Source organism: Vibrio sp. THAF64 (assembly GCF_009363455.1).
Classification (GTDB): domain Bacteria; phylum Pseudomonadota; class Gammaproteobacteria; order Enterobacterales; family Vibrionaceae; genus Vibrio; species Vibrio coralliilyticus.
The window spans coordinates 1,530,684-1,555,177 of sequence record NZ_CP045355.1; the positions used below are offsets into that span (position 1 = coordinate 1,530,684).

General features: G+C 42.9%; 35 protein-coding genes and 1 pseudogene. 31 read left to right on the top strand and 5 right to left on the bottom strand.

Annotation, left to right across the window (positions count from 1 at the left end; translation table 11 throughout):
- Positions 1–21: 21 nt before the first annotated feature.
- From FIU99_RS07090 to FIU99_RS07115, 5 genes are all read left to right on the top strand, one after another.
- Entirely contained in the window at positions 22–363 is a 342-nt protein-coding gene (locus FIU99_RS07090; RefSeq protein WP_080555955.1) for a GFA family protein, read from the top strand.
- Between the two features lie 22 nt (positions 364–385).
- Positions 386–595, top strand: coding sequence for a hypothetical protein (locus FIU99_RS07095; protein ID WP_021456455.1), 210 nt, complete (start codon positions 386–388; stop codon positions 593–595).
- A gap of 633 nt (positions 596–1,228) precedes the next feature.
- A complete protein-coding gene (locus FIU99_RS07105; RefSeq protein ID WP_038512043.1) occupies positions 1,229–1,741 on the top strand; it encodes a lipocalin family protein in 513 nt (170 codons plus the stop codon).
- A 233-nt stretch (positions 1,742–1,974) separates the two neighbouring features.
- Positions 1,975–2,553, top strand: a complete 579-nt coding sequence (locus FIU99_RS07110; RefSeq protein ID WP_006961975.1) for a pyridoxamine 5'-phosphate oxidase family protein — start codon at positions 1,975–1,977, stop codon at positions 2,551–2,553.
- A 59-nt stretch (positions 2,554–2,612) separates the two neighbouring features.
- A complete protein-coding gene (locus tag FIU99_RS07115) occupies positions 2,613–3,641 on the top strand; it encodes a S66 peptidase family protein (protein ID WP_006961976.1) in 1,029 nt (342 codons plus the stop codon).
- Positions 3,642–3,695: 54 nt separating this feature from the next.
- Here FIU99_RS07115 and FIU99_RS07120 read toward each other — a convergent pair whose 3' ends face one another.
- Positions 3,696–4,217 (bottom strand): DUF2058 domain-containing protein, encoded by a 522-nt coding sequence (locus tag FIU99_RS07120; protein WP_152472153.1) that lies wholly within the window; start codon positions 4,215–4,217, stop codon positions 3,696–3,698.
- Between the two features lie 172 nt (positions 4,218–4,389).
- On the opposite strand from FIU99_RS07120, the pseudogene FIU99_RS07125 reads away from it, so the two are divergent.
- The 22 genes and pseudogenes from FIU99_RS07125 to FIU99_RS07230 all read left to right on the top strand — a co-directional run bounded on the left by FIU99_RS07125 (position 4,390) and on the right by FIU99_RS07230 (position 16,397).
- Positions 4,390–4,775 (top strand): annotated as a pseudogene (locus FIU99_RS07125) (DUF4440 domain-containing protein).
- Between the two features lie 12 nt (positions 4,776–4,787).
- Positions 4,788–5,111 carry a hypothetical protein gene (locus tag FIU99_RS07130; protein WP_006961980.1) on the top strand — a complete coding sequence of 108 codons (324 nt, stop codon included), beginning with the start codon at positions 4,788–4,790 and terminating at the stop codon, positions 5,109–5,111.
- 43 nt (positions 5,112–5,154) lie between these two features.
- The gene (locus FIU99_RS07135; protein ID WP_039952332.1) at positions 5,155–5,676 is read left to right on the top strand and encodes a GNAT family N-acetyltransferase; all 522 of its coding nucleotides are present in this window, start codon (positions 5,155–5,157) and stop codon (positions 5,674–5,676) included.
- Positions 5,676–6,170: a GNAT family N-acetyltransferase gene (locus FIU99_RS07140; protein WP_039952335.1), complete on the top strand. Its 495-nt coding sequence runs from the start codon at positions 5,676–5,678 to the stop codon at positions 6,168–6,170. Before FIU99_RS07135 ends, FIU99_RS07140 begins: the two co-directional genes overlap by 1 nt.
- 2 nt (positions 6,171–6,172) lie before the next feature.
- Positions 6,173–6,655, top strand: a complete 483-nt coding sequence (locus tag FIU99_RS07145; RefSeq protein WP_006961984.1) for a GNAT family N-acetyltransferase — start codon at positions 6,173–6,175, stop codon at positions 6,653–6,655.
- 9 nt (positions 6,656–6,664) lie between these two features.
- Positions 6,665–7,141: a GNAT family N-acetyltransferase gene (locus FIU99_RS07150; RefSeq protein WP_006961985.1), complete on the top strand. Its 477-nt coding sequence runs from the start codon at positions 6,665–6,667 to the stop codon at positions 7,139–7,141.
- Between the two features lie 18 nt (positions 7,142–7,159).
- Positions 7,160–7,723 (top strand): DUF6817 domain-containing protein, encoded by a 564-nt coding sequence (locus tag FIU99_RS07155; protein WP_006961986.1) that lies wholly within the window; start codon positions 7,160–7,162, stop codon positions 7,721–7,723.
- Positions 7,724–7,746: 23 nt separating this feature from the next.
- Complete coding sequence (locus tag FIU99_RS07160; protein ID WP_006961987.1) at positions 7,747–8,148, top strand: DUF2007 domain-containing protein; 402 nt, start codon at positions 7,747–7,749, stop codon at positions 8,146–8,148.
- A 24-nt stretch (positions 8,149–8,172) separates the two neighbouring features.
- The gene (locus tag FIU99_RS07165) at positions 8,173–8,691 is read left to right on the top strand and encodes a flavodoxin family protein (protein ID WP_006961988.1); all 519 of its coding nucleotides are present in this window, start codon (positions 8,173–8,175) and stop codon (positions 8,689–8,691) included.
- A gap of 157 nt (positions 8,692–8,848) precedes the next feature.
- Positions 8,849–9,271, top strand: coding sequence for a DUF6232 family protein (locus FIU99_RS07170; protein ID WP_006961989.1), 423 nt, complete (start codon positions 8,849–8,851; stop codon positions 9,269–9,271).
- Between the two features lie 72 nt (positions 9,272–9,343).
- Complete coding sequence (locus FIU99_RS07175; protein WP_152472154.1) at positions 9,344–9,808, top strand: GNAT family N-acetyltransferase; 465 nt, start codon at positions 9,344–9,346, stop codon at positions 9,806–9,808.
- A 9-nt stretch (positions 9,809–9,817) separates the two neighbouring features.
- Positions 9,818–10,372 (top strand): GNAT family N-acetyltransferase, encoded by a 555-nt coding sequence (locus FIU99_RS07180; RefSeq protein WP_039952337.1) that lies wholly within the window; start codon positions 9,818–9,820, stop codon positions 10,370–10,372.
- Positions 10,365–11,135: a nucleotidyltransferase domain-containing protein gene (locus FIU99_RS07185; RefSeq protein WP_006961992.1), complete on the top strand. Its 771-nt coding sequence runs from the start codon at positions 10,365–10,367 to the stop codon at positions 11,133–11,135. The genes FIU99_RS07180 and FIU99_RS07185 overlap by 8 nt, the downstream gene beginning before the upstream one ends.
- 1 nt (position 11,136) lies before the next feature.
- Positions 11,137–11,361, top strand: coding sequence for a hypothetical protein (locus FIU99_RS07190; protein WP_039952340.1), 225 nt, complete (start codon positions 11,137–11,139; stop codon positions 11,359–11,361).
- Between the two features lie 23 nt (positions 11,362–11,384).
- Entirely contained in the window at positions 11,385–11,900 is a 516-nt protein-coding gene (locus FIU99_RS07195) for a GNAT family N-acetyltransferase (protein ID WP_080555956.1), read from the top strand.
- Positions 11,900–12,415, top strand: a complete 516-nt coding sequence (locus FIU99_RS07200; protein ID WP_039952342.1) for a GNAT family N-acetyltransferase — start codon at positions 11,900–11,902, stop codon at positions 12,413–12,415. Before FIU99_RS07195 ends, FIU99_RS07200 begins: the two co-directional genes overlap by 1 nt.
- A gap of 17 nt (positions 12,416–12,432) precedes the next feature.
- On the top strand, positions 12,433–12,882 hold the full coding sequence (locus FIU99_RS07205; protein WP_006961995.1) for a GNAT family N-acetyltransferase: 450 nt from the start codon (positions 12,433–12,435) through the stop codon (positions 12,880–12,882).
- A gap of 44 nt (positions 12,883–12,926) precedes the next feature.
- A complete protein-coding gene (locus tag FIU99_RS07210) occupies positions 12,927–13,301 on the top strand; it encodes a nuclear transport factor 2 family protein (protein ID WP_006961996.1) in 375 nt (124 codons plus the stop codon).
- A gap of 33 nt (positions 13,302–13,334) precedes the next feature.
- Positions 13,335–14,294 carry an aminoglycoside phosphotransferase family protein gene (locus FIU99_RS07215; protein ID WP_006961997.1) on the top strand — a complete coding sequence of 320 codons (960 nt, stop codon included), beginning with the start codon at positions 13,335–13,337 and terminating at the stop codon, positions 14,292–14,294.
- A gap of 5 nt (positions 14,295–14,299) precedes the next feature.
- A complete protein-coding gene (locus FIU99_RS07220) occupies positions 14,300–14,764 on the top strand; it encodes an acyltransferase (protein WP_172857534.1) in 465 nt (154 codons plus the stop codon).
- A 50-nt stretch (positions 14,765–14,814) separates the two neighbouring features.
- Positions 14,815–15,414, top strand: a complete 600-nt coding sequence (locus tag FIU99_RS07225; protein ID WP_236612207.1) for an HAD family phosphatase — start codon at positions 14,815–14,817, stop codon at positions 15,412–15,414.
- 128 nt (positions 15,415–15,542) lie between these two features.
- Positions 15,543–16,397, top strand: coding sequence for a DMT family transporter (locus tag FIU99_RS07230; protein WP_006962000.1), 855 nt, complete (start codon positions 15,543–15,545; stop codon positions 16,395–16,397).
- Positions 16,398–16,734: 337 nt separating this feature from the next.
- Here the strand turns inward: FIU99_RS07230 and FIU99_RS07235 are convergent, their stop codons facing one another.
- Positions 16,735–17,256 carry a hypothetical protein gene (locus FIU99_RS07235; RefSeq protein ID WP_019275651.1) on the bottom strand — a complete coding sequence of 174 codons (522 nt, stop codon included), beginning with the start codon at positions 17,254–17,256 and terminating at the stop codon, positions 16,735–16,737.
- Positions 17,257–17,461: 205 nt separating this feature from the next.
- The gene (locus FIU99_RS07240; RefSeq protein WP_006962002.1) at positions 17,462–18,568 is read right to left on the bottom strand and encodes a M20/M25/M40 family metallo-hydrolase; all 1,107 of its coding nucleotides are present in this window, start codon (positions 18,566–18,568) and stop codon (positions 17,462–17,464) included.
- 481 nt (positions 18,569–19,049) lie between these two features.
- Here FIU99_RS07240 and hppD point away from each other — a divergent pair, with 481 nt between their 5' ends.
- Genes hppD through maiA form a run of 4 tightly spaced genes read left to right on the top strand, consistent with a single transcriptional unit; the run spans position 19,050 to position 22,931 of the window.
- Positions 19,050–20,123, top strand: coding sequence for a 4-hydroxyphenylpyruvate dioxygenase (gene hppD / locus FIU99_RS07245; RefSeq protein WP_152472155.1), 1,074 nt, complete (start codon positions 19,050–19,052; stop codon positions 20,121–20,123).
- A complete protein-coding gene (locus FIU99_RS07250; RefSeq protein ID WP_019275648.1) occupies positions 20,116–21,255 on the top strand; it encodes a homogentisate 1,2-dioxygenase in 1,140 nt (379 codons plus the stop codon). Before hppD ends, FIU99_RS07250 begins: the two co-directional genes overlap by 8 nt.
- 12 nt (positions 21,256–21,267) lie before the next feature.
- Entirely contained in the window at positions 21,268–22,278 is a 1,011-nt protein-coding gene (locus FIU99_RS07255; RefSeq protein WP_006962005.1) for a fumarylacetoacetate hydrolase family protein, read from the top strand.
- Complete coding sequence (gene maiA / locus FIU99_RS07260; RefSeq protein WP_006962006.1) at positions 22,278–22,931, top strand: maleylacetoacetate isomerase; 654 nt, start codon at positions 22,278–22,280, stop codon at positions 22,929–22,931. Before FIU99_RS07255 ends, maiA begins: the two co-directional genes overlap by 1 nt.
- Positions 22,932–23,009: 78 nt before the next feature.
- Here the strand turns inward: maiA and FIU99_RS07265 are convergent, their stop codons facing one another.
- Both FIU99_RS07265 and FIU99_RS07270 read right to left on the bottom strand, forming a co-directional pair.
- Positions 23,010–23,189: a hypothetical protein gene (locus tag FIU99_RS07265; RefSeq protein WP_006962007.1), complete on the bottom strand. Its 180-nt coding sequence runs from the start codon at positions 23,187–23,189 to the stop codon at positions 23,010–23,012.
- A 170-nt stretch (positions 23,190–23,359) separates the two neighbouring features.
- Positions 23,360–24,394 carry a tetratricopeptide repeat protein gene (locus FIU99_RS07270; protein ID WP_006962008.1) on the bottom strand — a complete coding sequence of 345 codons (1,035 nt, stop codon included), beginning with the start codon at positions 24,392–24,394 and terminating at the stop codon, positions 23,360–23,362.
- Positions 24,395–24,494 lie beyond the last annotated feature (100 nt).

A 24,494-nucleotide genomic window follows, 5' to 3' on the forward strand; every position in this document is an offset into this window, starting at 1 on the left:
GGATAGGAAAGGGCCTGTACCATGGAAGTAAGTTGTCATTGTGGGAATCTGAAGTTAGTCGCTAAGAGCACCCCATTGGAAGTGGGAGAGTGTAATTGCTCAATCTGCCGTCGCTATGCTGCACTGTGGGCTTACTATTCGCCTTCTGAGGTAACCGTTACATGGTCTGAAGATCCTTCTCTTTACTATATTTGGGGAGATAAATGTGTGGAGTTTCATCGTTGTAACCTTTGCGGATGTATGACCCACTATGTGACAACGCCAAAGTGTGATGAGCAGGTTACTGCTATCAATATGCGTATGGCGGAAAGTGTTATACTCAAGGACATTCCTATAAGAAAAATAGACGGCTCTTCTTATTAAAGTCATGTAAAAAGGAAGTGAGATGGAATTTTCAATTAAACGGCTTAAAACATCCCTAGGGACTTTTCGATTGAAAGGTAAGCTTATTGATACCCATAGTGACCAAGAAATAAGCTTTGCTGAAGCTGAATTTATGGGTACTGACGGCTGGGTTGAGATAAATACAGAATCCGAAGGAGGAATGGCTATTTTGAATCAAATAAAACCTGAAGTTATAGAACACTTGATTTAGTTTAAGGTCAGTTAAAAGCAGTTATATGACCGAAACTAATCATATTCGGACGTGTTTAATATAGCTATGGGAAATGTTATATTTTAGTGTCTTTTAAAACTGAATGAGTCGTATCAGTGGAAAGTAGCCAATACATCAAACACCCTCACTTCTGCCAAAAATGTCAATCACTTACTCCTCATATCCAAGTAGAAAAACGAATAAATCTGATTCCAAATTTGAGCAAAAGCAATCGTTGTTCGGAAGTTGTATCGAATTCCTGATAGCCTTTGTTGTTAAAGATGGTGAGCACACCAACAGTTTTTTTATCGATCAAGAAGATCAGTTTCAGTGTGAGAAATGTGGGGCCAAATCCTGGCACTAAAATAGGTGTCGCTTGAGTGGATTGTCAATAACATAAGGCAGTTTACATGGCTGAAAGATTGGCCACCTCTTTAAGTGCATGTTTCGCTGCATGGTAAGGCTTTTTTGTTCAGCAAATATCTAAGTCGATTCGAACCGCTGCAGAGGTTGTTGGATAAAAAATTGGAAAAGGATAATTTTATTTTGATTGAACTTCTTGCTGTTAAACTCGGTATATTACTAGAGTTAACAAATAGTTGAATCAAACGTTTCGGGTAGTATGGAGACATCATGAAAAGAATTCTTTTTTTGTTTACGGTACTTTTTATCAGCGGTTGCTTAGGAATGCCGAGTGAGGTTAAACCCGTGCAGGATTTTGACATCGACAGGTATACGGGTAAATGGTACGAAATTGCAAGGCTCGACCACTCATTTGAAAGAGGCCTGAGTAAGGTAACCGCAGAATACAGTCTTAAGGACGACGGCGGTGTCAAAGTCATTAACCAAGGCTTTTCCGAAGAACTCAATGAGTGGAAAGAGGCGGAAGGTAATGCATATTTCGTTCGAAGCTCAGATCAAGGCTACTTGAAAGTATCATTCTTCGGTCCATTTTATGGTTCATATGTGGTTTTCGAACTTGAAAAAGAAAACTACGATTATGCGTTCGTTTCTGGTCCTGATAATGATTACTTGTGGCTATTAGCGCGTTCAAGCTCTGTAGAGCAAGAGGTTATCGATAAATTTATTTCGATGTCTAAAGCGAGAGGGTTTGATACGAACCGTCTTATTTTTGTTGAGCATTAGACATGGTTGGACAATGAAATAAAGGGCTTTCCATCTGCCAATTAGGAGCCCCTTTTGGTTATCTAATTGGCCTTCGTGGCAAATTGTCGCCAATCTCGTGAATCAAAGAAAAGTAGGTACACACTGTTTAAATTGAGTCGCTTTGACGCGCCTCAACACATAACTACTTGTTTCTTATATTTAACCGCATTAATGTATTTTACGTGTAGCATATGGAATGAGAGTTGAGCAAGATGGGAAAACAGTTTTCAGAGTTATCGGATAAACACATCGCGTTTATTGAGCAACAAAAACTCTATTTTGTCGGTACTGCAGCGGATAGCGGTAGTGTGAACTTGTCGCCAAAAGGTGGGGATTCACTTAGAGTCATCAGCCCAACTCAAATCGCTTGGCTCAACCTCACTGGTAGCGGTAATGAGTCGGCCGCACATGTGTTGAATAACCCACGCATGACCCTCATGTTCTGTGCATTTGAAGGCGCCCCATTAATTTTAAGAGCCTACGGACAGGCGAGTGTGCTGCATAACAAAGATGCGGAATGGAAAAAGTACGTCAGCTTGTTCCCCGAAAGCGTGGCTGCCCGTCAGATATTTATCCTTGATATCAACATGGTTCAATCTTCGTGCGGTATGTCTGTACCATATTTTAGTTACGAAGGGGACAGAAAAGATTTGGCAAAATGGTCCGAAAAGCAGGGGACTGAGGGGATTGAAAAGTATTGGCTGAAGAAAAACCAAAAGAGCATCGACGGTTTTGAATCGGAGATTGCAAGTCGCTCAGGTTTGAGTGAAGTCTCTGATGATTCTTTTTAGTTTAATCAATTTTCTTATATCTAATGGCAAGACAAACGAATAATAAAAATAGGAATACTATGAAATACCCAGAGCCTCTACAGAAAGGGGATAAGATCGCCGTTACCGCTTTTTCTTCGGGCGTTCCTTCAGGGTGTCACCAACGTTTAGACCTCGTCTTGGAACACCTTCGAAGCCTTGGATTTAATGTAATCGAAGGCCACTGCCTAAGAGAAAACGAAAAGCATGTGAGTGCGACTCCATCAATGAGAGCAGAAGAGTTGATGAAGTTCTTGTGCGATGACTCCATTTCGGCGGTTGCTCCACCTTGGGGTGGTGAATTTGCGATGGACCTTCTGCCTTTACTCGATTTTGAAAAATTGAAGCAGGTTAAGCCAAAGTGGGTATTTGGCTTTTCTGACGTGAGTACTATCAGCTCAGTGCTTACCACGCAATTAGGTTGGTCGACTTTACATAGCTCCAATTTGATGGAGTTAAACCCACTTGAGAAGGACGAGCTCACCGCAAACACCTTAAATGTTATGACAGCCAAAGCTGGGGCTGAAATAACGCAGTTCTCTTCTGATCTTTATCAGGTTTCTGGTGAGTCTTTCGAAACTCATCCGAACTGTTGCTTAGTTAAAACAGAGAGAACTCAGTGGAAAGCGGTGGGTGATGTTGAAGAGTTGAGCTTTAGTGGACGTCTGATAGGAGGCTGCTTTGATACTATGGCCCACCTGATTGGGACAGAGTATCTCGATCTTGAGCGCTTTAAACAATGCTATCCAAATGACGGTTTGATTCTGTATTTAGAGAATGCAGAGATGCCACCGACAGTGTTAAAGCGCGCTTTGCAAGGGTTAAAATACCAAGGTGTCTTTGAACAGATTAGTGGACTGTTATTTGGAAGAAATGCGGTTTTAGATAATTGTGGAAAAGCAATAACGTCTAGTGAAGCTTTCCTTTCTGTGGCCAATGACTTAAAGGTGCCTGTTCTATATGACGTGGATATAGGCCATCTACCGCCTAACTTGGCACTCTTTAACGGCGCGCATGCAGAAGTTCATTTTAAGGATGGCAAAGGGAAAGTAATACAAACCCTGCGATAGATAGCTCGAATAACACTAGTAAAAAGCCACTCGGTTACCGAGTGGCTTTTTTCTTTACCACATCAGATCGTCTGGGACTACATAGTCTGCATATGGGTCGTCTTCGGCTGGCACGTCTGATTCTGGCTCTTTGAGCTCAATGATGACTTGGTCATCACGCTGTGCAATTTTGTTTGCGACAACCCCGGGGATCACCGCATAGCCATCTTCATGACGGGCGATAGCAAGAATACCTTTGATAAGTTGTTCGCGGATAATCGATTCAACGTAAAGGGATTTGACGAGCGTTCCATCGGTGAAGTTATATTTAATATCACCATCTTTCTGATCGATTTTGTTCATCTCGATCAACTGTTTGATTTGCGAATGAATTTCTTTGTTCAGACGCTGCTCATTTTGTTGGTTGCTTAGCTCTTTATCACGCTCTTGCTGTTGACGTTTTTGTTCTTCGACCGCGGCTTTTACTTCACGAGCTTGTACGCGTGATTTTTTTGAACCTTTTTTGGCCTTCTTTAGCTTCTTTTCATTCACTAAACCAGCTTTCAGCATTTGTTCTTGCAGAGTAAGTTTTGCCATGGGGTATCCGTGTTGATAAATGTTTTGCGTATTTTATAGGGACGGGGCCTGTAAATAAAGGTATGTGAAGAATGTGCGTTAAGTTTTCTTTATCAATTGACGTGTTTCATATGGCAGTCGGGAGTGATATCTTCAGGCTATTGAAAGGCATGCAATGACAGGTACTACACGGATGAAATTCCTCATTGAACAAGAAGTCTTGCTTCAACAATATGAAACCCGTCAGAACGAACATGAGGTTATGCGTTTACTTCACCCTGATTTCGTGAAGTGGGTCGCTCAGGCAGAAGCTTTGATCTGCAGTCTATATTAGAGCTGATGGAGAACGAGGAGCCTTCAACAGGCAAGATACATTCACAATCATTTGAATGTATTGCGCTTGAACCTTCTGTTCAATTGCTGCTGTATAAATCGGCTTGGGTTGATTCTAAGGGAAGCGCAAGCTTGTATACCAAACGTTCGTCAATTTGGGTGTTTACGGGTGAAAAATGGCAGTTGAAGTACCATCAAGGCACGCCTTGTGAGCCGTTTAGGATTGAAGTGGAATCCATGATTTAAAAGAATGACAAGATGTATAAATTAGAAATCTTTTGCCAACCTGCCCAAAAGGCACAAGTTCTTAGCACATTGCATGAATCTGGTGTCGATAAGATTGGTGATTACGACCACTGTTGGGCCTTTGGAGCCATGACGGGCTCTCATCGTGCACTGGAGGGTGCTAAACCTGTGTTCGGCGATAAAGGTTTAGTAGAGAATTATGACTTGCTTAAGATAGAGATCAATGTTGATAAAGCTCAGGTGAAGCCTATTGTCGAACAGCTTAAGCTTTGCCTGGGGTGGGAAGAACCTCTCGTGAATGTGCTCAAACTACACAATGCTGAATTTGATCTTTGATTGAGCCGAGTGCTCGAATCAAATATGTCAGGGTAAAGGGAATATGTTGTATACGGAACGCTTGATATTGAAGCATGTTGAAGAGGCAGATGTTGATGTCTACAGGCAAGTACTAAGTTCAGATAGTTTAACAAAGTTCCTGCCAAAGGGAGCGGCTTATTCAGAACCAGAAATTCTGCAGCATCACGCCAACAGAGTAGAGCACTGGAGGCAGTATGGTTTTGGTTCCTACGTTATTTGTTGCATAGAAAACCCAACTCGAAAGATGGGGTACGCAGGCGTTGAAGTGTGTGAAAACCCAGAATTCAGTGATATCCGATACGCGCTACTGCCAGAGTATCAGGGGAAAGGTTATGTAATGGAAGCATCCGAGGCGTTGATACGAGAAACCTTTAAACTCGGTAAGCATGAGAAAATATATGGTGTATCTTTGGAAGCGAACAAACCTTCGGTCACCATTTTGAACAAACTTGGAATGCAGCGAGAGGATGGTATCAACCTGTATGGAGAATGCGATGGTTTGGTGACTTTCTCGATTGATGCAAAGTCTATGGAGATTCAGTAATGAAGATTAGAACTGCACTTCACAGTGATATTCGGTCAATCACGGATATCTTCAACTATTACATTGCCAATACCAATGCTCGCTTCGAAGAAAGACCTTTTACATTGGAAAACCGTTTAAATTGGTTTGAACAATTTTCCCAAAACACTAGGCACCAGTTATTGGTAGCCGAGCATCAGGGAAACATTGTTGGATTTGCCTGTTCGCAACCATACCGACCATCTGAGGCGTTTGCAGATACGGTAGAAGTGACGATATATCTTTCATCTGACGTAAAAGGAAAAGGTACCGGCTCTGCTTTATATCAAGCACTTATGGAGGAGTTAAAGCTGCAGGGTGTTCATCGTGCGCTATCTGGTATTGCTTTACCAAACGAGGCCTCAATTGCTTTGCATAAGAAGTTTGGGTTCCGAGAAGTGGGTGTTTTTGATTCCTATGCAAAGAAAAACGGAAGCTATATCAGCTCCGTTTGGTTGGAAAAATTATTCGGATAATTATGATTTCTATAGAAAAGTACAGTGCTGAAAAAGCACACCTTATACATGCGTTAAGCGTTACTCCTGAACAAGCTCAGTTTACCGTTGATAACATTGGCGAAATGATCCCCGAACTGAAAGAAAGTGAACATCCCTACGTGATTATGAAAGGCGATCAACCCGTGGGCTTTTTTCTTCTTGATATAGGGTACGCTGAGAAATTCAGTTTCTGCCCAGAAGACGGTATTGGAATCAGAGCATTGTTGATCGATCGTAATCTACAGGGGCAAGGTATTGCACGTGATGCACTTAAATTGCTTCCCCAGTATGTTGGTGAAGTTTATCCACAAGTCAATTCGCTTTATCTCACAGTAAACTGTCGAAACGAGCCCGCCTATCGATGTTATTTAAGTAGTGGTTTCACTGATACGGATGAGTTGTATTTAGGTGGTCCTGTTGGCCCTCAACATATCATGATGACATCAGTTTGTGGTCGAGGTTAAAAGATAAGTATGGTTAAGCTAAGAGAAATGCGAACGGAAGAGTTTGCGGATTTTTATCACTATTCTGCCGAGGCCTATGCAAAGGACATTGCCGAGAATCAAGGCCACGCTGCTGAGAAATCTCTTGAACTCGCTCATCAGGCTTTGAAGCGTTGTTTTCCCGATGGTGTTGAGTCGAAGGGGCAGTCACTGATGTGTATCGATGCTGAAGAAGATGGTGAATCAATATTAGCAGGTTACTTGTGGCATTGCGTTAATCAAAAAGAAGGGTCGACATTTATCTACGACTTTTACGTTATGGAAGCCTTTCGAGGGCAAGGTTTGGGTAGTAAGGCTATCGAGCTTTTGGAAGCGAAAATGAAAGATGTCGATATTAAACAGATTAAATTGCGCGTTGCCTTCAACAATGAGCGGGCTCGGAAGCTATATGAAGAGTTGGGATTTGTGGTCACTGGTTACAACATGTCTAAGGTCATTACTGGTTAAACCAAAAAGAAATCAATTATGAATACACACTTTGAACGCTTGGAATCTCTAGGAGCGGGTGACTTTCAGCACTTAAACGGTTCGCTTGAATCCCACTTGGTTGGAACAGAGTCCTTGCTGGCAAAATGGCATGCGAGTGATACGGTCAGGAGCGCTGGCCTCTTCCATGCAGCATACGGAACCGCTGGATTTGATGAGAGCATGGTCTCACTGGAAATGCGAAGTGAAATCGCAGCGGTTATTGGTCGAGAAGCAGAAGATCTGGTTTATCTCTATTGCTCTTGCGACAGAGACTATGTGTTTCCTCAGTTTGATTCTAAACCGTTCATCCAGTTTCGTGACCGATTTACGGGCTCGGTATTCGAGATGACGGAAGAGCAGTTACACCAGTTTTGTGAGTTGACCGTTGCCAATGAACTTGAGTTGGTGTTAGCAAGCGAAGAGTTTAAGTTGAAATATGGCCAAGAGCTATGGAACCTATTTGAAGGTATGGCGGTCTATTTGAGTGAAAGTGCCAGAGCAGAGTACGAGTTGGCGTTAGCTGACTGTGATACGTCCGAAAAAATGGCATGCGAAGAGTGATGGTTTAGCACAAGAGAGGTTGTATGGTAGTTGTAGCTCGTTTTTCTTTCCCTCATGAGGCTCATATTGCGAAAGCGAGCTTGGAAGCCGCTGGAATTGAAAGCAATATTGCTGACGAACATACCGTTAACACCCAGTGGCTCTATTCAAATGCTATTGGCGGAGTTCGTTTAATGGTTCAGGAAGAAGATGCCGAGCAAGCGACCATTATCCTTAATACCGACTATTCTGATGCTTTATGTTCTGAAGAAAGTTCCACTTCACAAGATCATTGCCCTCAATGTGGTAGCCTAAAACTAGAGCCGTTTACCAAAGGTAAGCGACCCGCTTTTTTAGTCTTTATTCTTTTAGGCTTTCCGCTGTTTTTCTATAAACACGGTTATAAATGTAGCGATTGTGGACATTTCACCGAAAAAACGGCCTAGCTTACTAAACTAGAGGGAATTCTAATGAAGGTAGCAGTGGTCTTGGGTACGTCAAAAACAGATGGTAATACGCGTCACTTAGTGAATAAATTTGTTGAGATGACAAATGCTACGGTGTTTGATTTAGCGGATTACCAACTCTCTTATTATGACTATCTACACGAAAATCGCAGCGATGATTTTATTCCTTTGATTCGCATGCTTACCACCTATGATCACATTGTGTTCGCTTCGCCTGTCTATTGGTATTCCATGTCGGCACAACTGAAAGTGTTCTTCGATCGCTTGTCAGATCTGTTGACCATAGAAAAGCAACTTGGACGCCAGCTGAAAGGTAAGGAAATATCTGTTATCTCGACTGGCTACAATCATGAATTACCAGATTGTTTTATTGAACCTTTTAAGCTTACTGCTCGCTACATGCAGCTTGAGTTTAGAGGCTTTGCTTATCTTCCTGTTAGCGAAGAAGAAGATCTTGGGCGAGCTCGTGCCATTGCTGAATGGTTTAGTGAGAGTATTTGTCGAGAGCCCTCTAAGGTTTGATATAGCTAACTCTTTGTAACATAGGGCTTATTTTTAGCAGGCTCGCACAATTGTTCTTGCCTTTTGTATTTTCTTGATTTATAAATCCCACTGTATCCATAAGTAACTCCATGTATATCGTAGTTTTTGTACATTTTTCATAACATGGAGAAAAGTGATGAGTAAAATCACTCATAGTAACAAGCTAGTGGATTTGTTTCGTTTTCGCAGAACGGTAAGCGAGCAAGACTTCATGCTTACTTCTAACGAGTTAGTGGTAAAGTCTGACGCTTATAAGTTGAGCAAAATCAAACGTTTTGAAGTTCGTCGATTAGGTATCAAAGAAAACATTGTTCGAGTGTTATCTTTGGCATTGGTGTTGTCTGCAGCTACATGGGCATTTGTTCCTCAGTTTGGACTGTATACTTTAGCGTTAACCCTCGTTATGGCCTTTGTTACGTGGCGCAAGTATGAATTGCGTGCGGAGTTTAAAGGAACTGATGAAACGGGTGATCACTGGGTGTCGATTGTTCGTGGCTGTGATAAAGAAGAATACCAAATTTTAAAACAGGTTGAAGAAAAGCTACAGGCTGCTATTTAAAGGTAAAGCTCGCTAATGATTAGCGAGCTTTTTTTATGTTATAACAAAGACCTGCAATCTAAGGGGAGTGTTATGATCACTATTCGTCAATATCAGCCAGAAGATGCTAATGCGCTTTGGGAAGTGTTTTTCCATACAGTCCGAAATGTAAATCGCCAGCATTACAGTCAGGATCAGGTTGAAGCGTGGGCGCCAGAAGGATGGGACATAGAAAGGTGGAAAAACAAAATGTGCCAAATTAACCCTTACATCGCTGAAATGAACGGTCAAGTCGCGGGGTATACCGATTTGCAAGATTCCGGATTAGTTGATCATTTCTTTTGTCATCACGCTTTCCAGGGGAAGGGCGTTGGTCGGGCGCTTATGGAGCATGTGCTAAAGGTTGCGAACGACAAGGGTATCAGCCGCCTCTACTCGGAGGTGAGCATTACTGCTCGTCCTTTCTATGAGCGGATGGGGTTTAAAGTAGTGAAAGAACAACAGGTTGAGATGCGTGGTCAGGTACTGACAAATTTTGTTATGGAAAAGCACCTTTAGGGAAAGCAATTGTTTAGGCTAGAAACACCAAGACTTGTTATTAGAGACATGTCGCTAGAAGATGAAGCCGCGTTTGTGGCGATATCTCAAGACGTAAAGTATCAACGTTTCTATGACGAAGCGGACAGCAAAGCAGAAAAATACCGTCAATTGACAAAATTGTTTATTCAACAGGCTGCCGAAATACCAAGAAGGAGTTACCAGCTTGCAATAGAGCATAAACAGCAAGGCATCTTTATTGGTACGGTATGCTTGAGATTGGAAGATGAACATAATGCGTCGATGGGATGTGGAATAGCACGTTCATTTCAGGGAAGCGGTTTGATTTATGAAGCTGCGACGGCTTTGGCAAATTATGGGTTTCGTGAGCTTAATATGCATCGGATATACGCCGAAACGATTAAGGAGAACCGCGCGGCTCTTAAGCTTTGCTCTGACTTGGGTATGCGCAGAGAAGCGGTGTTCAAAGAGAACAGATATTTTAAAGGGCGCTGGTGGGACACGGTAGTTATGGCAATATTACAACAAGAGTGGCGTGACAAACTTGATGAAACCAATGAATAACGGGTTGGACGAGCAAGGTTACATTCTTAATCATTGTTCAGTCGCCTATATTCAGCCCGCGTTTAGGCAGTCAGTTGACCGTGTGGTTAGCTGTTTACGTGACACTTTTTCAGGCAGAATTCATAGCCTTTATCTATATGGGAGTGTTGCTAGGGGAACTGCGGTTGAGTTTGAGTCAGATTTAGACTTATCTATTGTTTTCACTAAGCCTTTAGATCTTGAAACCGAACGAAAACTTGAGGTCACCAAATCAGAATTAGAGCAAGAGTTAACTATTTTCAGCAAGATAGACTTCGATCCTGGCCACCTAGAAGCAATCCTTTCTCCAAATGAAATTTATCACTGGCAGTTTTGGTTAAAGCATTGCTGCTGTTGTGTGTCAGGTGACGACTTGTCCCAGAAATTCAATCGGTTACAACCAAACCGGAAAATCGGTTTTGCTCTCAACGGTGATCTCTCGTCATTTATAACCCAAGCATGTGATGAGCTTAATGAGTCTAACCATAAGTATATGGGTAAAATGTTGGCTAAGAAGATCCTTCGTAGCGCTTACACCTTGATCGCAGAAAAGGACAACAGTTGGCACGTGGAGATAAAGTGGTGTGCAAAAGCCGTATTACACCATTCTCCAAAGGAATCACAGAGTGTTGAACTTGCGCTACGCATGATTGAAGGTCAACCCTATGGTATTGAGGATATTCAGCAATTGGCAAACGGGTGGGGTAGACGAGTCGCTTACCAGTTTGAAGTTGAGGAGTATTAATATGGGGTCTGACCTAGGTTTTTCCTTTGAAGAGAATCGGGCTGAACTGAGGATTTTACGTAATGGTAAGATTGTTACCATATTGCGTGGAAAGCAGGCATCTGAATTCGTTTCGAAGGTCAGTACTCTCTCAAATCATGACCAACAGCAACTGATGGCGAGAGTCACTGGCAATTACAAACGGGGCAACGAAAGGCTAGCTAAAAAGCACCATAAACACAGATGAGTTTAATAGTAAGTGAGGTTCCGGTGGAAACATATCACACAAACAGATTAACCATAAAGCAGTTTAAAGATGACGATCGCGATGCTCATTTTCTATCTGAAATTCAAGCAACACTGACAGAAAAGGTTGTTGAGAATTTACCTCCGTACTTTCACCAAGTCAGGTCTAATGAATCAGCAGAGATCTGGTTAAGCAAAATGAATGACGAGAGCGTACTTTATGTAGTGAGAGCTAACGATGGCTCATTAGCTGGGTTTGTATTCGTCTATCAAGACAGCGGTAGTGCGCATATCGGCTATTTGCTGGCAGAAGAGTACTGGGGGCAAGGGTTGGCTAGTGAGCTGCTTGCTGGGTTTATCGACTCTATTGCGAGCAAAAGTGGCTGGAGAGAGCTCGTCGCTGGTGTTGATGAGTCAAACATTGCATCGTTGAAACTTTTAGAAAAGCTTGGCTTTGTAAAACAGTCCATGAATGAACAACGAGTTGTTTTCTATCAATATGGTCTAAAAAATAATTCTGAGAGTGAGGGACAGAATTGATGAGATTAATCCCCCCTTCATTGCAGTTCAAAGAGGCATTTTCTCGATTCTACCAAGATTTCAAACAAAATGATCCTGAGAACGCAGATTACTATGAGGAAGGTGAGAATGATATTGAACGCTATGTCAGTCAGCTTTCCAACGAATCTTTGGGTATCGATTTAAAACCGGGTTACGTCCCTTGTAGCCATTTCTGGTTGATTGATGAAAATCAGAATATTCGCGGAGTCATTCGTATTCGTCATCATATTGAAAATGAATTTCTTTCTTCTGAAGCTGGCCATATCGGGTATGACATCGCCCCCAACTTCCGAGGCCAAGGTAACGGTAAGATGATGCTGAAGTTAGCATTGGCGGAAGCTCGTAAACTAGGGATATTCAAAGCACTTGTGACTGCAGATGATGATAATTGGCCATCCCGAAAAGTGATTGAAGCGAATGGTGGTCAATTAGAAAACATTGTTATGGGTAAAGTGTTTCCCAACCTTTTGGCAAGATATTGGATACAGCTATAGAGAGTGAAAAACCAGTCATGGAATACAAACAGATAGCGCCTGAGCAAGTGCCATTACCGCTATTACTCGAAGCGGACCCAAGCGAAGAGAACATTCAGTCGTATCTAAGCAAATCTCAATGTTTTGTTGCCGAGGATGATGAGGGAAAGTTTATTGGTGTCATGGTTATGCTGCCACGCAGCCAATCGCTGGTGGAGTTAATGAATGCTTCTGTTTTGCCAACTTTCCACGGGAGAGGAATAGGCAGCCACTTGCTCGAGTTTGTTCTCAGAGAACTTAAGTCTTCAGGTGTAAAACGTGTTGAGTTAGGAACAGGATGTTTTGGCTATCAACTCAAGTTTTATCAACGCCTCGGTTTCCGCGTGGATTCGGTATTGAAAGATCATTTTCTCATCCACTACCCAGAGCCGATTTTTGAAGATGGTATCCAACATAAGGATATGTTGAGGCTCTATCTCGAACTCTAATCTTCTGATATCACCAACGCACTTTGTTTTAATGGAGTAAAAAAATGAATGCAAAAGAAGTCGTGAACGCTTTTTGGCAAGCGATGCAAAGTAATGATTTTTACAAGGCCAGCGAATGGTTAAGCGAAGATTTTGAAGGCGTATGGCCCCAATCGAAAGAAAAGATTATTGGACGAGATAACTTCGCCGCGCTCAACACGAATTATCCAGGTCACGGTATCTGGACTTTTGATATTCACTCGATAGTTTGCGAAGGTGAGACGGTCGTTACTGACGTGTCGATAACAGATGGTACTCAGAGCGCCAGAGCCATCACATTTCATACTGTGGTAAACGGGCTCATTGCAAAACAACTCGAGTTTTGGCCTGACAATTATCCAGCACCAGAGTGGCGCTCTCAATGGGTGGAGGCTTTGTAACCTAGATTACGAGATTAGAGCTGAGGAGGGAGGATGTTAGATAAACAAGTTTTAAATTGCTGGGTGCAAACATCTGAGCGAGCAGAGATTCAAGAAGTGATCTCTGGCGCTGTAAATTCTACTTATAGAATTCGATCAGACGAAACATACTATCTACGCCACTTTAAACATACGAACAATCATCGAATCAAAGATGAGCTTCGTTTACTGGCAGAACTTTCCTCTTCATTGCATTTTATTGTAGAGCCTTGCTTGAATGCCGAAAATTCACCTATCACTCTATGGAAAGGAGAATGCTTTGTCCTCTATCCGGAAGCCACAGGCAGGCAAGTGTCCTCAAGCGAATTTGACTGTACTTATGCATTTAATTCGGGGGCCGCACTCGCTAATTTACACCTAGTCATGGAGACAAAGACACAGAGAAGCTTCCCTACTATTGAGCTGAGTTGGAGCCAGCAAAACTGGCTCGAAAGACTGGAACGAATCAATAGAGCGATTAATAGTATAAAAGAGCCTGAAGAGGTCGACGTTTGGGCGATGAAACGCGCTCAAGCTCAGATGGCTTACATTGCTTCTTCTCAAAGTCGGCACGAGTTTCAGCCGAAGACTAAGCGAATTTTGATTCATGGAGATTATCATCATTACAATCTCTTCTTTGATAAGAACAAACAGGTTTCGGGTATTATTGACTGGGATCTATTGCAGTACATGCCTCCTGCTTATGAAATTGCGCGTGCTTGTCAATATATGTTTCAGTTGGATGTAAACAAGTCCAAAGCTTTTATAGAGGGTTACCTAAGTAAGAAGAATTTGAGTCTAGAAGAAATTCGCGACGGCGCATTCGCATGGGGTATATACGCTGATCATCATATCTGGGCGCTTGAAGAGGTTTACTTCAAGCATAATCTTTCAGCTAAAAAGTTTATTCCTTTCAAACAGTTCGAACCTTTTCTATCACTTTGGTGTCCTATTGAAGATGCGATATTTCAGTAAGGAACTTGAGCGTGCCGAGAGTATTACAAGCCAAGGTTGTGGATGTGACGTTTGGGGACGATGTCACCATTGTTGAACCCTCCAATTTATATGGATGCACATTGAAAAACGGTGTGTTTGTCGGGCCATTTGTTGAAATACAGAAGAATACTGTTATTGGGGCACGCACTAAGATTCAATCTCACAGTTTTATTTGCGAGTACGTGAAGATTGGTGAGGATTGCTTCATTGGGCATGGTGTGATGTTCGCAAATGACTTGTTCAAAGAAGGTCAGCCTGATCCCGATCCTAATAGTTGGGGGCGAACAAACATCGGCAACCAGGTGACAGTAGGGTCAAACGCGACCATTCTTGCTGTCAACATATGTGACGGAGCCGTGATCGGTGCGCGTAGTGTCGTGACTAAAGACATCACAGAAAAGGGGATTTACGCAGGAAACCCGGCGAGGAAATTACGAGATTTACCATAAAATCAAACATGGAGTAGCGTTTGAAAAATTACGATGTTTACCTGTTCGACATGGACGGTACCTTAGTCAACTCAGAACCACTTAAAGGCCAAGCTTTAGCGCTAGCGTGCAAGGATTACGGCGCCGAAGTTGATTTTAATATCTACAAAGATGTGATGGGAGAAAGTTGGCCAGTAGTGACCGGGCATTTTTTCTCGCATGCGGACATTGCGCCGGAGTTGAAGGAGTTCAACCAGCACTTTAGAGCTCATTATGAGAGATTGCTGGATGAGAATCTGACCCTTAACCCGGGAGCAAAAGCGTATTTGGAAAATCTAAAATCAGCTGGCAAGCAGTGCGCGGTAGTCAGTTCTGCGGCCACTTGGATGGTGGATAATATTTTACAGTCCCTACAGCTCAGCGGGATGTTTGATGTGGTGATAACACAAGAACACGTAACAAAGCACAAGCCGGACCCCGAAGCCTATCAACTTGCTTTGAATAAGCTCAGTGTTTCTCCAGAGCGAACGTTAGTATTTGAAGATTCTTATGCAGGCGTTGAGGCAGGAACAGCATCAGGCTGTGATGTTATCGCGATTGCACATGACTTCAATGGTAAAAACAACCTTTCAAAAGCGCTAAAAACCATTCAGTCTTATCAAGAAATGTAGGGCTTAGTTGACGGTCCAAATGTTCTAGAGTTGCTAATACGGTCAGATTTTTCCTTTTGTTTAGCTTCCTGAAAGTATGATATAGCTATCGTTGGGCAATATGCTTGAGTGATTAAGGAATCAGTCAAATGATGATGGCTGCAATTTGGATGACAGGTGCTCTGGTCTCTTTTAGCTTGATGGCGGTTGGGGCCAGAGAATTAAGTGGCCACGTTGACACTTTTCTAGTCCTGTTTTTTCGCAGCCTGATTGGTTTGATTATTGTCTCTCTATTGATCGTTAAATCTGGGCAGTTTAGGTTGTTTCGAACGCAGCGTATGGGCCTACATACGCTGAGGAATGTCTTCCATTTTGGCGGTCAGTATGGCTGGTTTGTTGGTATCGGCTTGCTACCTTTAGCCGAAGTATTTGCAATGGAATTTACCGTTCCTTTATGGACCTTATTGATCGCTTGTTTATTTCTGGGTGAAAAGCTCAATGTCCGGAAAGTGAGTGCAATAACGTTTGGCTTCGCTGGCGTATGGATGATCGTTCAGCCCGGAACCGAGATAGTTAATCTTGCTGCCATTATCGTTTTGGGGGCGGCGATTGGTTACTCCATTGCCCATGCGACAACGAAGTCCTTATCATCAACTGAGCATCCGCTAACGATACTGTTTCTTATGTGTATGATTCAGCTTCCTATTGGCCTAGGTATGTCTCTTTCGGAGTGGCAGCTTCCGTCAGGTTGGCAATGGGTATGGATTGCGGTTGTAGGCATCACCGCGCTAACTGCCCATTTTTGTATTACGAAAGCGATGCAACATGCTGAGGCCAGCGTGGTCGTAACGATGGACTTCTTGAGGTTACCAGTCATCGCAGTAGTCGGTATTGTGCTTTACTCGGAATCGTTTGAAACTTCTCTGATACTAGGTGCTCTATTGATGTTGAGCGGGAATTTGCTAAACCTCTACTCTCCCAACAAATCCATGGTTAAGACTTAACATCTCTTCGTTCTACGAAATCCGCCTATCAGAAGATATTAGTGGTGATGGGTTGTATGACTGGAGGGTTATTTACTTTCCTTGGTATCAAAATCATGGCCCTAGAACTAGAAGAGCAGGTAAACGTACACTGCGAGTGCGGAGAGTTTTACTTATAGGCAAGCATTCGTTTAATTTTTCAAGTTTATCTGAAGGGCTATATATAATTATATCAATTAAAGATTGGGGTGAATTAATAAGTGAAACGATTGCACTGAGGATAGTTATTCATATAAAGAGCTTATATTTAAAAGGGTATTTTTATATAAGCTCACTCAAATGATGAAAATATGAACTCTTAAATAAAGGTCCCCATCTTCAATAGTTCTTCCAAATCCTCGATATTGATTTTTAATACGTGTTCTTTACCTAGTACATCGAGCTTTACAAACATAATCTCCTGTACGCTCAAACTTTTAAACAACTCAGCGTCTCTTTCTTTACTCAACCGCGTAAGCGTTGGTCTGATGTAATGCCTGTTTGTCGTAAGATCATAGAGATTCGGGTCTTCGCTGAAGCGAATTTGAATCTTGCCTGATATTGGCCGCGTAACGTAGTGACTCTTATTCAGGTTAGTCGCATAGACACGGACGAGATCTGACTTCTCACTTTTTTGGAACACCAAACATTTGTCCGAATCGAGATCTTTCAAAACCAATTCAAATGTTTTGTTATCCGGTGAAAATACATCATAGCTTTCCGCTAAGTAGTTGCTTCCAGAATGATAAATTTGTTCTGTAGTTCCTTTTTCTGAGGCTTCGGCGAGTGACAGTGATGAAAAAGCACAAGTGACGATGAGTAATGCAGTTCTTATAAACATTAATATGCAATGTATTGTTATTGAGACGGCGCAGTTTAACAATCTATATTTATGCTATCAATATTATTGACTATAAATGACTAGCGAAATAATGAAGAAATAAGTAATTAGATATTAATCGATATTGAGTTGAGTGTTATTTGAGCAAGATGGCTAATTGAAGTGAAGAGCCAGATAATATAAGCCGGCTCTAATTTAGTTATTATTAATGAGTTAGGTAATGTTTCACAAATTGTGAAATTTTTACCATATCATCGATGGCGATGAATTCTTCGGTAGTATGAACTTTTGCCATACCAGTCGAGACATTAACTGTTGTTAGACCCTTCGCGTTAAAGTTGTTTGCATCGCTGCCACCACCTGTGCCTTTGGTGTAAGGTTTGGCGCCAATAGCTTCAAATGATGCTTTAACGGACTCAATGTGTGGGTGATCATCTGCAATAACAAATGCATTGTATGCGCGGGTAGATTCAATCTCTACGCTAGCTCCATGTTGCTGGCATGTGTGCTCAAATGTCTCGATCATATGAGACACTTGTTGAGTCAGTTTGTCGTCATTTAGAGAGCGGGCTTCTGCGACGACTTTAAGTTCCGGCATAACGATATTTGTTGCGTTTCCGCCTTCCACAATACCAATGTTCGCAGTGGTTTCGCTGTCGATACGAAGCAACTTCATTTTACTTATGGCATCAGCTGCGACTTGAATGGCACTAATCCCTTCTTCAGGTGCTAGACCTGCGTGGGCTGGTTTACCTTTAATTTTCGCAATTATCTTTTGTTGGCCTGGTGCTGCGTTGACGATAGTGCCGATTGGTCCACCTGTATCAAGAACAATCGCTTTGTCTGACGTGATGTATGACATGTCAAAGTGCTGAGAACCAAACAAGCCACCTTCTTCATGAACCGTAAAGGCAAGTTCAATGGTTTTATGCGCCAATCCGTCAGACTGAATACAGCGGATAGCTTCCATGATTGCAGCGATGCCTGACTTGTCGTCACCGCCAAGAATAGTGTCGCCCTTGGAACGAATAATACCGTCTTCAATGACAGGCTCAATGCCAATACCCGGTGTGACAGTGTCCATGTGACTACTTAGAACAATGCTGCCATCAAGGCTACCTTCAAGTCGCGCGTATACGTTAAAGCCATTGGAAACTTGACGAGGTACGGGTAACTTGTGCACCGCGAGTCCCATTGCACCAAGCTGCTCTGCGAGTGTTTCAGCTATCTGCTTTTCATTGCGTGATTCACTGTCGATCTTTATAAGCTGAAAGAAATGCTCTATCAGACGTTCACGGTTTATCTCACTCATTGTTATTTGACCTTTTTGGGAACAGAGGTCGTTACCATATCCATGCCCGTAGATTCCGATCTCTGAGTTAAATCAATAAATGAGGGGTTATATGGCTGAAATCTTGGGAGCCTAAAAGTGAGATTTTTACTATTTATACGTGTTCGGTTTATCTATTCATTCTTCAGATAAATCTGATACTTATTGCTAGGCAATGTGTTTAATTTTACCTATCAAATCGGAGTAGTGCTGGCTGGGTAAATGGTGCGCATGGGCAACGAAGTTGCTAATTGATATGTTGAATGTAAAATAAATGTTACTAAATTTTGCGATAAATTTATATTATTCAGTCTCTTAACGATTTGGCCTGGTTCTGTTACGTTTTATTTACAAAATAACTTGAAAGTACATCCAGAGCGATTTAGAGCAGCTTTATTCCCTTAGTCATCAAGTTGGTTCAAGTTAATAAGAAAGGACGTAACCAATCACTGAGGGAAGAACAATGACTCAAGTATATAACCCACTTGGAACTGATGGATTTGAATTTGTCGAGTACACCGCTGCGACAGATGAAGGGATCGGGCAATTGAAGGCGTTGTTTGTTTCTCTAGGGTTCGCGGAGATAGCCAGGCACCGTTCAAAAGAAGCGTGGTTATACCGCCAGGGAGATATCAGCTTCATCGTCAATGCTCAGCCTCATAGTCAGGCTGAAGAGTTTGCCAAAATTCATGGACCATCGGTTTGTGGCATGGCATTTCGTGTCAAAGATGCCGGTGTTGCAATGGCACATGCGATAGAAAATGGGGCAGAAGAGTATAAAACTGAAGTCGGCCCAATGGAATTGAGTATTCCTGGGGTATACGGAATCGGTGAAAGCTTACTGTATTTCGTGGATCGTTACGGAAAACAGAGCATCTATGATGTTGATTTCAATTTTTACGAAGACGCTGAAGCTCGCTTGAAGAAAGCGGACGTAGGCATGTATGAGATTGACCACCTGACTCATAACGTTAAACAGGGCAACATGGATACATGGGCTGGTTTTTATGAGCGTATTGGTAATTTCCGTGAAATCCGCTATTTCGACATAGAAGGTAAGCTGACTGGCCTAGTCAGCCGCGCGATGACGGCACCATGTGGCAAAATCCGCATCCCAATCAATGAGTCTTCAGACGACAAATCACAAATTGAAGAGTTTATCCGTGAATACAATGGCGAAGGCATCCAGCATATCGCAATGACAACGGATGATATTTATCAAACCGTACAAACGCTGCGCGACCGTGGTATGGACTTTATGCCAACGCCAGATACTTACTACGAAAAAATCGATTCGAGAGTAGAAGGCCACACGGAAGATGTTGAGAAACTAAAAGATCTGCAGATCTTGATCGATGGTGCGCCGATGAAAGATGGCATCTTACTGCAAATCTTTACTCAAACGGTAATTGGCCCAGTTTTCTTTGAAATTATTCAGCGTAAAGGTAACGAAGGTTTCGGTGAAGGTAACTTCAAAGCGCTGTTTGAATCGATTGAAGAAGATCAGATTCGTCGAGGAGTATTGAGCGATGCATAAATGGATTACATTCCCTCACCGGGAGGGAGTGTGCTCCAAGCAGGCACACGCCGACTTCCCGGAAGACGCAATTTATGAGCGCGAAGCAGGCCGAAGCGGATTCTTCGGCCCAGCGGCACACTTCCATCACCAACATGCACCAACAGGTTGGACGGAATGGGAAGGGGAGTTAAGACCTCGCGCGTTCAATTTTAATCTGGTTGAGAAAGCGGCACAGGTTTCACCATGGGTGGTGCCTAACCTTTTGCATAACAATGACTGTAAAATTCGTATCTGGCGTATGGAAGACAAGATGGATTTTCTTGTACGAAACGCCGATGGGGATGAACTGCTGTTTATCCATCAGGGTAAAGCGGATCTGTATTGCGACTACGGTCATCTAGAGGTCGGCGAAGGGGATTATGTGATGATTCCTCGCTCGACCAACTGGCGCCTAGAGCCATCTGAGCCAATGTTCATTCTTATGGTCGAGAATACCGATGCTGCTTACTCATTGCCTGAAAAAGGTATGGTTGGTAATCATGCGGTGTTTGATCCTGCCGTGTTGGAAATTCCTTCAATTGATGATCATTTCAAAGCGCAGTATTCGGAAAACCAAACTCAAGTGCAGGTGAAAAGACACGAGCAAGTGAGCGTGATTACTTATCCGTTTAACCCGCTTGATGCGATCGGGTGGCACGGTGATCTCTCTGTTGTGAAGCTTAACTGGCGTGATATTCGTCCGTTAATGTCTCACCGATACCACTTACCACCTTCAGCACATACGACGTTTGTAGGAGCAGGTTTTGTCGTTTGTACCTTCGTACCAAGACCGATTGAAAGTGACCCTGGTGCGCTGAAGGTACCGTTCTATCACAACAACGATGACTACGATGAAGTGCTTTTCTATCATGCGGGTGACTTTTTCAGCAGGGACAATATTGAAGCCGGCATGGTGACTTTCCACCCAGCAGGCTTTACACACGGCCCACACCCGAAAGCATTTAAAGCGGGTCAGCAATACAAGAAGAAATTTACTGATGAAGTTGCTGTGATGATCGATACCCGACACGCTTTAAACTTTAGCGATGAGGCTCATGCAGTAGAGAACCCAGAATACGTTTACAGTTGGAAATCACATCCAGAAGAATAAAAGGGAACAATGATGAAGTTAGCGACCCTGAAAAATGACACTCGAGACGGACAATTGGTCGTCGTCAGTAAAGATCTGACTAAATGTACGGCTGTGCCTGATATTGCCACCACTTTGCAGTCGGCGCTTGACCAATGGTCGAAAGTAGAGCCTCAACTCGCTGAGGTCTATAAAGCATTAAATGAAGGTAAACTGGTTGCCGAGATACCGTTTGAACAAAATCAGTGTGAATCCCCATTACCGCGCGCTTATCAGTGGGCCGATGGCAGTGCTTACGTTAATCACGTTGAGCTGGTGCGTAAGGCCCGAGGTGCCGAAATGCCACCGAGTTTCTGGACTGACCCACTTATGTATCAAGGGGGTTCCGATGCGTTTATCGGGCCTAGAGATGATATTCCTGTAGGCAGTGAGGAGTGGGGCATCGATTTTGAAGGTGAAGTGGCTGTGATCACCGACGATGTACCTATGGGGGCGACTGCGGAAGAAGCAGCGGGTTCGATTCGCCTACTGATGTTGGTGAATGATGTTTCACTGCGTGGGCTGATCCCGAATGAGTTGGCAAAAGGTTTCGGTTTCTTCCAATCTAAACCATCTTCTGTATTCTCTCCGGTGGCAGTGACACCAGACGAATTAGGTGATGCATGGGATGGTGGTAAAGTCACTCTGCCTCTGCTGTCTTTCTACAACGGCGAAGCATTTGGCTGCCCCAATGCAGGCGTGGATATGACGTTCGAGTTTCCTGAGCTGGTGGCGCATGCTGCGAAAACCCGCCCATTATCAGCTGGCGCTATCGTGGGCTCGGGTACGGTCTCAAATAAGCAAGGTACGGAATACGGCACATCTATTACTGAAGGCGGCGTGGGTTATTCGTGTATTGCAGAAGTGCGCATGATTGAAACTATTCGAGATGGTAAGCCTTCAACCAGCTTTATGAAGTTTGGCGACCGAATCAAAATGGAAATGAAAGACGCAACTGGTGATTCTATTTTTGGCTCTATTGACCAGAAAGTGGTGAAATACTGATGTCGGAAATGACGTTGTATGGATACTGGCGCTCATCTGCGGCTTATAGAGTTAGAATTGCGCTCAACTTGAAACAGTTGCCCTATGCGCAGAAGTCAATCCATTTGGTCAAAAATGGCGGAGAGCAACACTCCGCCCAATTCCAGTCTCTTAACGCCAGTGAACTCGTTCCAGTTCTTGTGGATGGGAACGTACGCCTTAATCAGTCACTTGCCATTATTGATTATCTTGATGAGCAATATCCTAGTCTTTTGCTCACGCCTTTGGATAAACAAAAGCGGTATGTGGTTAAAGCTCTGGCGCAGGATATAGCGGTTGATATTCATCCCATCAACAATTTGCGTGTACTGCAATATTTAACCAACGAGCTATCGGTGGAAGAGGCAGAAAAATCACAATGGTATCGCCACTGGATTGAAGTCGGATTTCATAGCTTAGAAAAGAAGCTGGCTGAGACTCATGGTGCCTATTGTGTAGGGGATGAAATTAGTTTGGTCGATGTATGTTTGGTTCCGCAAGTGTACAACGCAGAGCGATTCAATGTAGATCTGAGTCGTTACCCAATTATTCATAAAGTGACAATGTCACTAAGGCAGCACCCTGCTTTTAAGGCTGCATCCCCTGAAAATCAACCCGACGCTGTGATCAACTAATATCAGCGCCTCTTAAAACAACAAAGCCACCGTCAAACGGTGGCTGTTTCTTCTCATCTAGAAAGCAAATTGCGGCTGCTATGACTGAGAGCGGCGCTCACGTTGCTGGCTCTCTGCGATATTGAATTGGCGAACGTCCAGTTTTGCTAGGTCGTTACACTCTTTGCAAGAGTGGTGGCAGAGGCCATCAATATACTCATGTTTGGTAACCAGGCTAGGTTTTTTGCACCAGTCGCAAATACCTTCGATAGTAAACATAGATTTCTCCTCACCTTGTTTTACCAGGTGTTATTTTCGGCGCAGATTATGACATACATGCGGAATGTAAGTTAACTATTTGTTACGTGAACTGGGAGAGAGATCGATTGCGCAAGTGAGTAAAAATAAGACCTTTGAGCGTTTTAAACTCAATGTGTTTTAATTTGTAACTATCTATTAACACTGGTAAGGATGATCTTTAACGCACTATTAAGGCGTTTCATTTCTTCATCACTGCCTTTTAAATCTGGATGGTAAATCTTACACAACTGCTTATATCTGACTTTTATTTCTTTTTCAGCAGGAATTGCGCCGACTTTGAATCCAAATAGAGCACAAGCCAGAGAAAGCTTTTGTTCTGATGCTGAAGGTTCAGCATGACGTCTTTGAGGGCTAGGGCTTTGAGCAGACTGAATTTTCTTAAACTGTTTGTACAATGTTTCCAGTTGCTTTTTCTGTTGCTTCAACAAGTTATTTTTGTCTTTTAGCTGAGACTCCAATTGACGCTTTTCTGAAGATAGACCTTTATGCGAGAGTGTTGAATGTGCTTTCAGCTTACTCACTTTTCGGCCTAACCAGATCGCTAAAATAAAAAGTATTGTCGAAACCCCAATCAAAGAATAGATGATGTCGTTACTGCGCTTGCTAGAGCTGGATTTGCTCTTAGCGATTGGACTTAGTTGAATACTGGAATCATCAAAAGCGACTTCTAACTGACCAATTGAGGATACTTGCTTCGCTCTCTGAGCGTTGAACTTCTTCTCCAACACTCTTGCATAAGCTTGCTCTGCTTCTTCACTTTGTGGCGAAGCTGTGCGATACCAGACTTCTGCCAAATCTAGTGTTTCTGGTGAGTGAGGCATGCTTTCATACACTTTGCCAAGATTTAACTGAGCCTGTACGTTACCTGCTACCGCGAGTTGCGTCAGCCAGTAAATCGCTTCTTTAGTGTTCTTATTGTCACCCTGAAGGTGAAGAGAGGCTAATTGGGTGATGGCTTCAGTACTGCCATTGTTAGCGGCTTGCTCGAACCAGTAAATAGCGTCACCTCGTGAAGGTGGTGTTTCTTCACCATTGAGGTATTGATTGGCTAGTTGGACCTGTGCTTCTATGTCGTCATTCTGAGCTTTAGCGGTTAAAGCTTCAATCGACTCTGCCAAACTGAGAGGGGACAATAACAACAATAAAAGGCTGATAAATTTCAAGATATTCCTTAGTCCATTAAAACTGGCTTACCTGCACTATAGTGTAATGTATTATCTGATAAATAAAAAATGGCTTCCTGAGAAGCCATTTTCATCGAGA

What these genes read in the sequence shown, in the direction of transcription:
- maiA (WP_006962006.1), top strand. Translation starts at nt 22,278, where the DNA reads ATGTCGGAAATGACGTTGTATGGATACTGGCGCTCATCTGCGGCTTAT.
- FIU99_RS07165 (WP_006961988.1), top strand. Translation starts at nt 8,173, where the DNA reads ATGAAGGTAGCAGTGGTCTTGGGTACGTCAAAAACAGATGGTAATACG.
- FIU99_RS07170 (WP_006961989.1), top strand. Translation starts at nt 8,849, where the DNA reads ATGAGTAAAATCACTCATAGTAACAAGCTAGTGGATTTGTTTCGTTTT.
- FIU99_RS07150 (WP_006961985.1), top strand. Translation starts at nt 6,665, where the DNA reads ATGGTTAAGCTAAGAGAAATGCGAACGGAAGAGTTTGCGGATTTTTAT.
- FIU99_RS07135 (WP_039952332.1), top strand. Translation starts at nt 5,155, where the DNA reads ATGTTGTATACGGAACGCTTGATATTGAAGCATGTTGAAGAGGCAGAT.
- FIU99_RS07255 (WP_006962005.1), top strand. Translation starts at nt 21,268, where the DNA reads ATGAAGTTAGCGACCCTGAAAAATGACACTCGAGACGGACAATTGGTC.
- FIU99_RS07115 (WP_006961976.1), top strand. Translation starts at nt 2,613, where the DNA reads ATGAAATACCCAGAGCCTCTACAGAAAGGGGATAAGATCGCCGTTACC.
- FIU99_RS07090 (WP_080555955.1), top strand. Translation starts at nt 22, where the DNA reads ATGGAAGTAAGTTGTCATTGTGGGAATCTGAAGTTAGTCGCTAAGAGC.
- FIU99_RS07130 (WP_006961980.1), top strand. Translation starts at nt 4,788, where the DNA reads ATGTATAAATTAGAAATCTTTTGCCAACCTGCCCAAAAGGCACAAGTT.
- FIU99_RS07140 (WP_039952335.1), top strand. Translation starts at nt 5,676, where the DNA reads ATGAAGATTAGAACTGCACTTCACAGTGATATTCGGTCAATCACGGAT.
- FIU99_RS07175 (WP_152472154.1), top strand. Translation starts at nt 9,344, where the DNA reads ATGATCACTATTCGTCAATATCAGCCAGAAGATGCTAATGCGCTTTGG.
- FIU99_RS07120 (WP_152472153.1), bottom strand. Translation starts at nt 4,217, where the DNA reads ATGGCAAAACTTACTCTGCAAGAACAAATGCTGAAAGCTGGTTTAGTG.
- hppD (WP_152472155.1), top strand. Translation starts at nt 19,050, where the DNA reads ATGACTCAAGTATATAACCCACTTGGAACTGATGGATTTGAATTTGTC.
- FIU99_RS07235 (WP_019275651.1), bottom strand. Translation starts at nt 17,256, where the DNA reads ATGTTTATAAGAACTGCATTACTCATCGTCACTTGTGCTTTTTCATCA.
- FIU99_RS07155 (WP_006961986.1), top strand. Translation starts at nt 7,160, where the DNA reads ATGAATACACACTTTGAACGCTTGGAATCTCTAGGAGCGGGTGACTTT.
- FIU99_RS07265 (WP_006962007.1), bottom strand. Translation starts at nt 23,189, where the DNA reads ATGTTTACTATCGAAGGTATTTGCGACTGGTGCAAAAAACCTAGCCTG.
- FIU99_RS07145 (WP_006961984.1), top strand. Translation starts at nt 6,173, where the DNA reads ATGATTTCTATAGAAAAGTACAGTGCTGAAAAAGCACACCTTATACAT.
- FIU99_RS07210 (WP_006961996.1), top strand. Translation starts at nt 12,927, where the DNA reads ATGAATGCAAAAGAAGTCGTGAACGCTTTTTGGCAAGCGATGCAAAGT.
- FIU99_RS07200 (WP_039952342.1), top strand. Translation starts at nt 11,900, where the DNA reads ATGAGATTAATCCCCCCTTCATTGCAGTTCAAAGAGGCATTTTCTCGA.
- FIU99_RS07215 (WP_006961997.1), top strand. Translation starts at nt 13,335, where the DNA reads ATGTTAGATAAACAAGTTTTAAATTGCTGGGTGCAAACATCTGAGCGA.
- FIU99_RS07160 (WP_006961987.1), top strand. Translation starts at nt 7,747, where the DNA reads ATGGTAGTTGTAGCTCGTTTTTCTTTCCCTCATGAGGCTCATATTGCG.
- FIU99_RS07205 (WP_006961995.1), top strand. Translation starts at nt 12,433, where the DNA reads ATGGAATACAAACAGATAGCGCCTGAGCAAGTGCCATTACCGCTATTA.
- FIU99_RS07225 (WP_236612207.1), top strand. Translation starts at nt 14,815, where the DNA reads ATGGACGGTACCTTAGTCAACTCAGAACCACTTAAAGGCCAAGCTTTA.
- FIU99_RS07190 (WP_039952340.1), top strand. Translation starts at nt 11,137, where the DNA reads ATGGGGTCTGACCTAGGTTTTTCCTTTGAAGAGAATCGGGCTGAACTG.
- FIU99_RS07185 (WP_006961992.1), top strand. Translation starts at nt 10,365, where the DNA reads ATGAATAACGGGTTGGACGAGCAAGGTTACATTCTTAATCATTGTTCA.
- FIU99_RS07240 (WP_006962002.1), bottom strand. Translation starts at nt 18,568, where the DNA reads ATGAGTGAGATAAACCGTGAACGTCTGATAGAGCATTTCTTTCAGCTT.
- FIU99_RS07110 (WP_006961975.1), top strand. Translation starts at nt 1,975, where the DNA reads ATGGGAAAACAGTTTTCAGAGTTATCGGATAAACACATCGCGTTTATT.
- FIU99_RS07105 (WP_038512043.1), top strand. Translation starts at nt 1,229, where the DNA reads ATGAAAAGAATTCTTTTTTTGTTTACGGTACTTTTTATCAGCGGTTGC.
- FIU99_RS07250 (WP_019275648.1), top strand. Translation starts at nt 20,116, where the DNA reads ATGCATAAATGGATTACATTCCCTCACCGGGAGGGAGTGTGCTCCAAG.
- FIU99_RS07095 (WP_021456455.1), top strand. Translation starts at nt 386, where the DNA reads ATGGAATTTTCAATTAAACGGCTTAAAACATCCCTAGGGACTTTTCGA.
- FIU99_RS07230 (WP_006962000.1), top strand. Translation starts at nt 15,543, where the DNA reads ATGATGATGGCTGCAATTTGGATGACAGGTGCTCTGGTCTCTTTTAGC.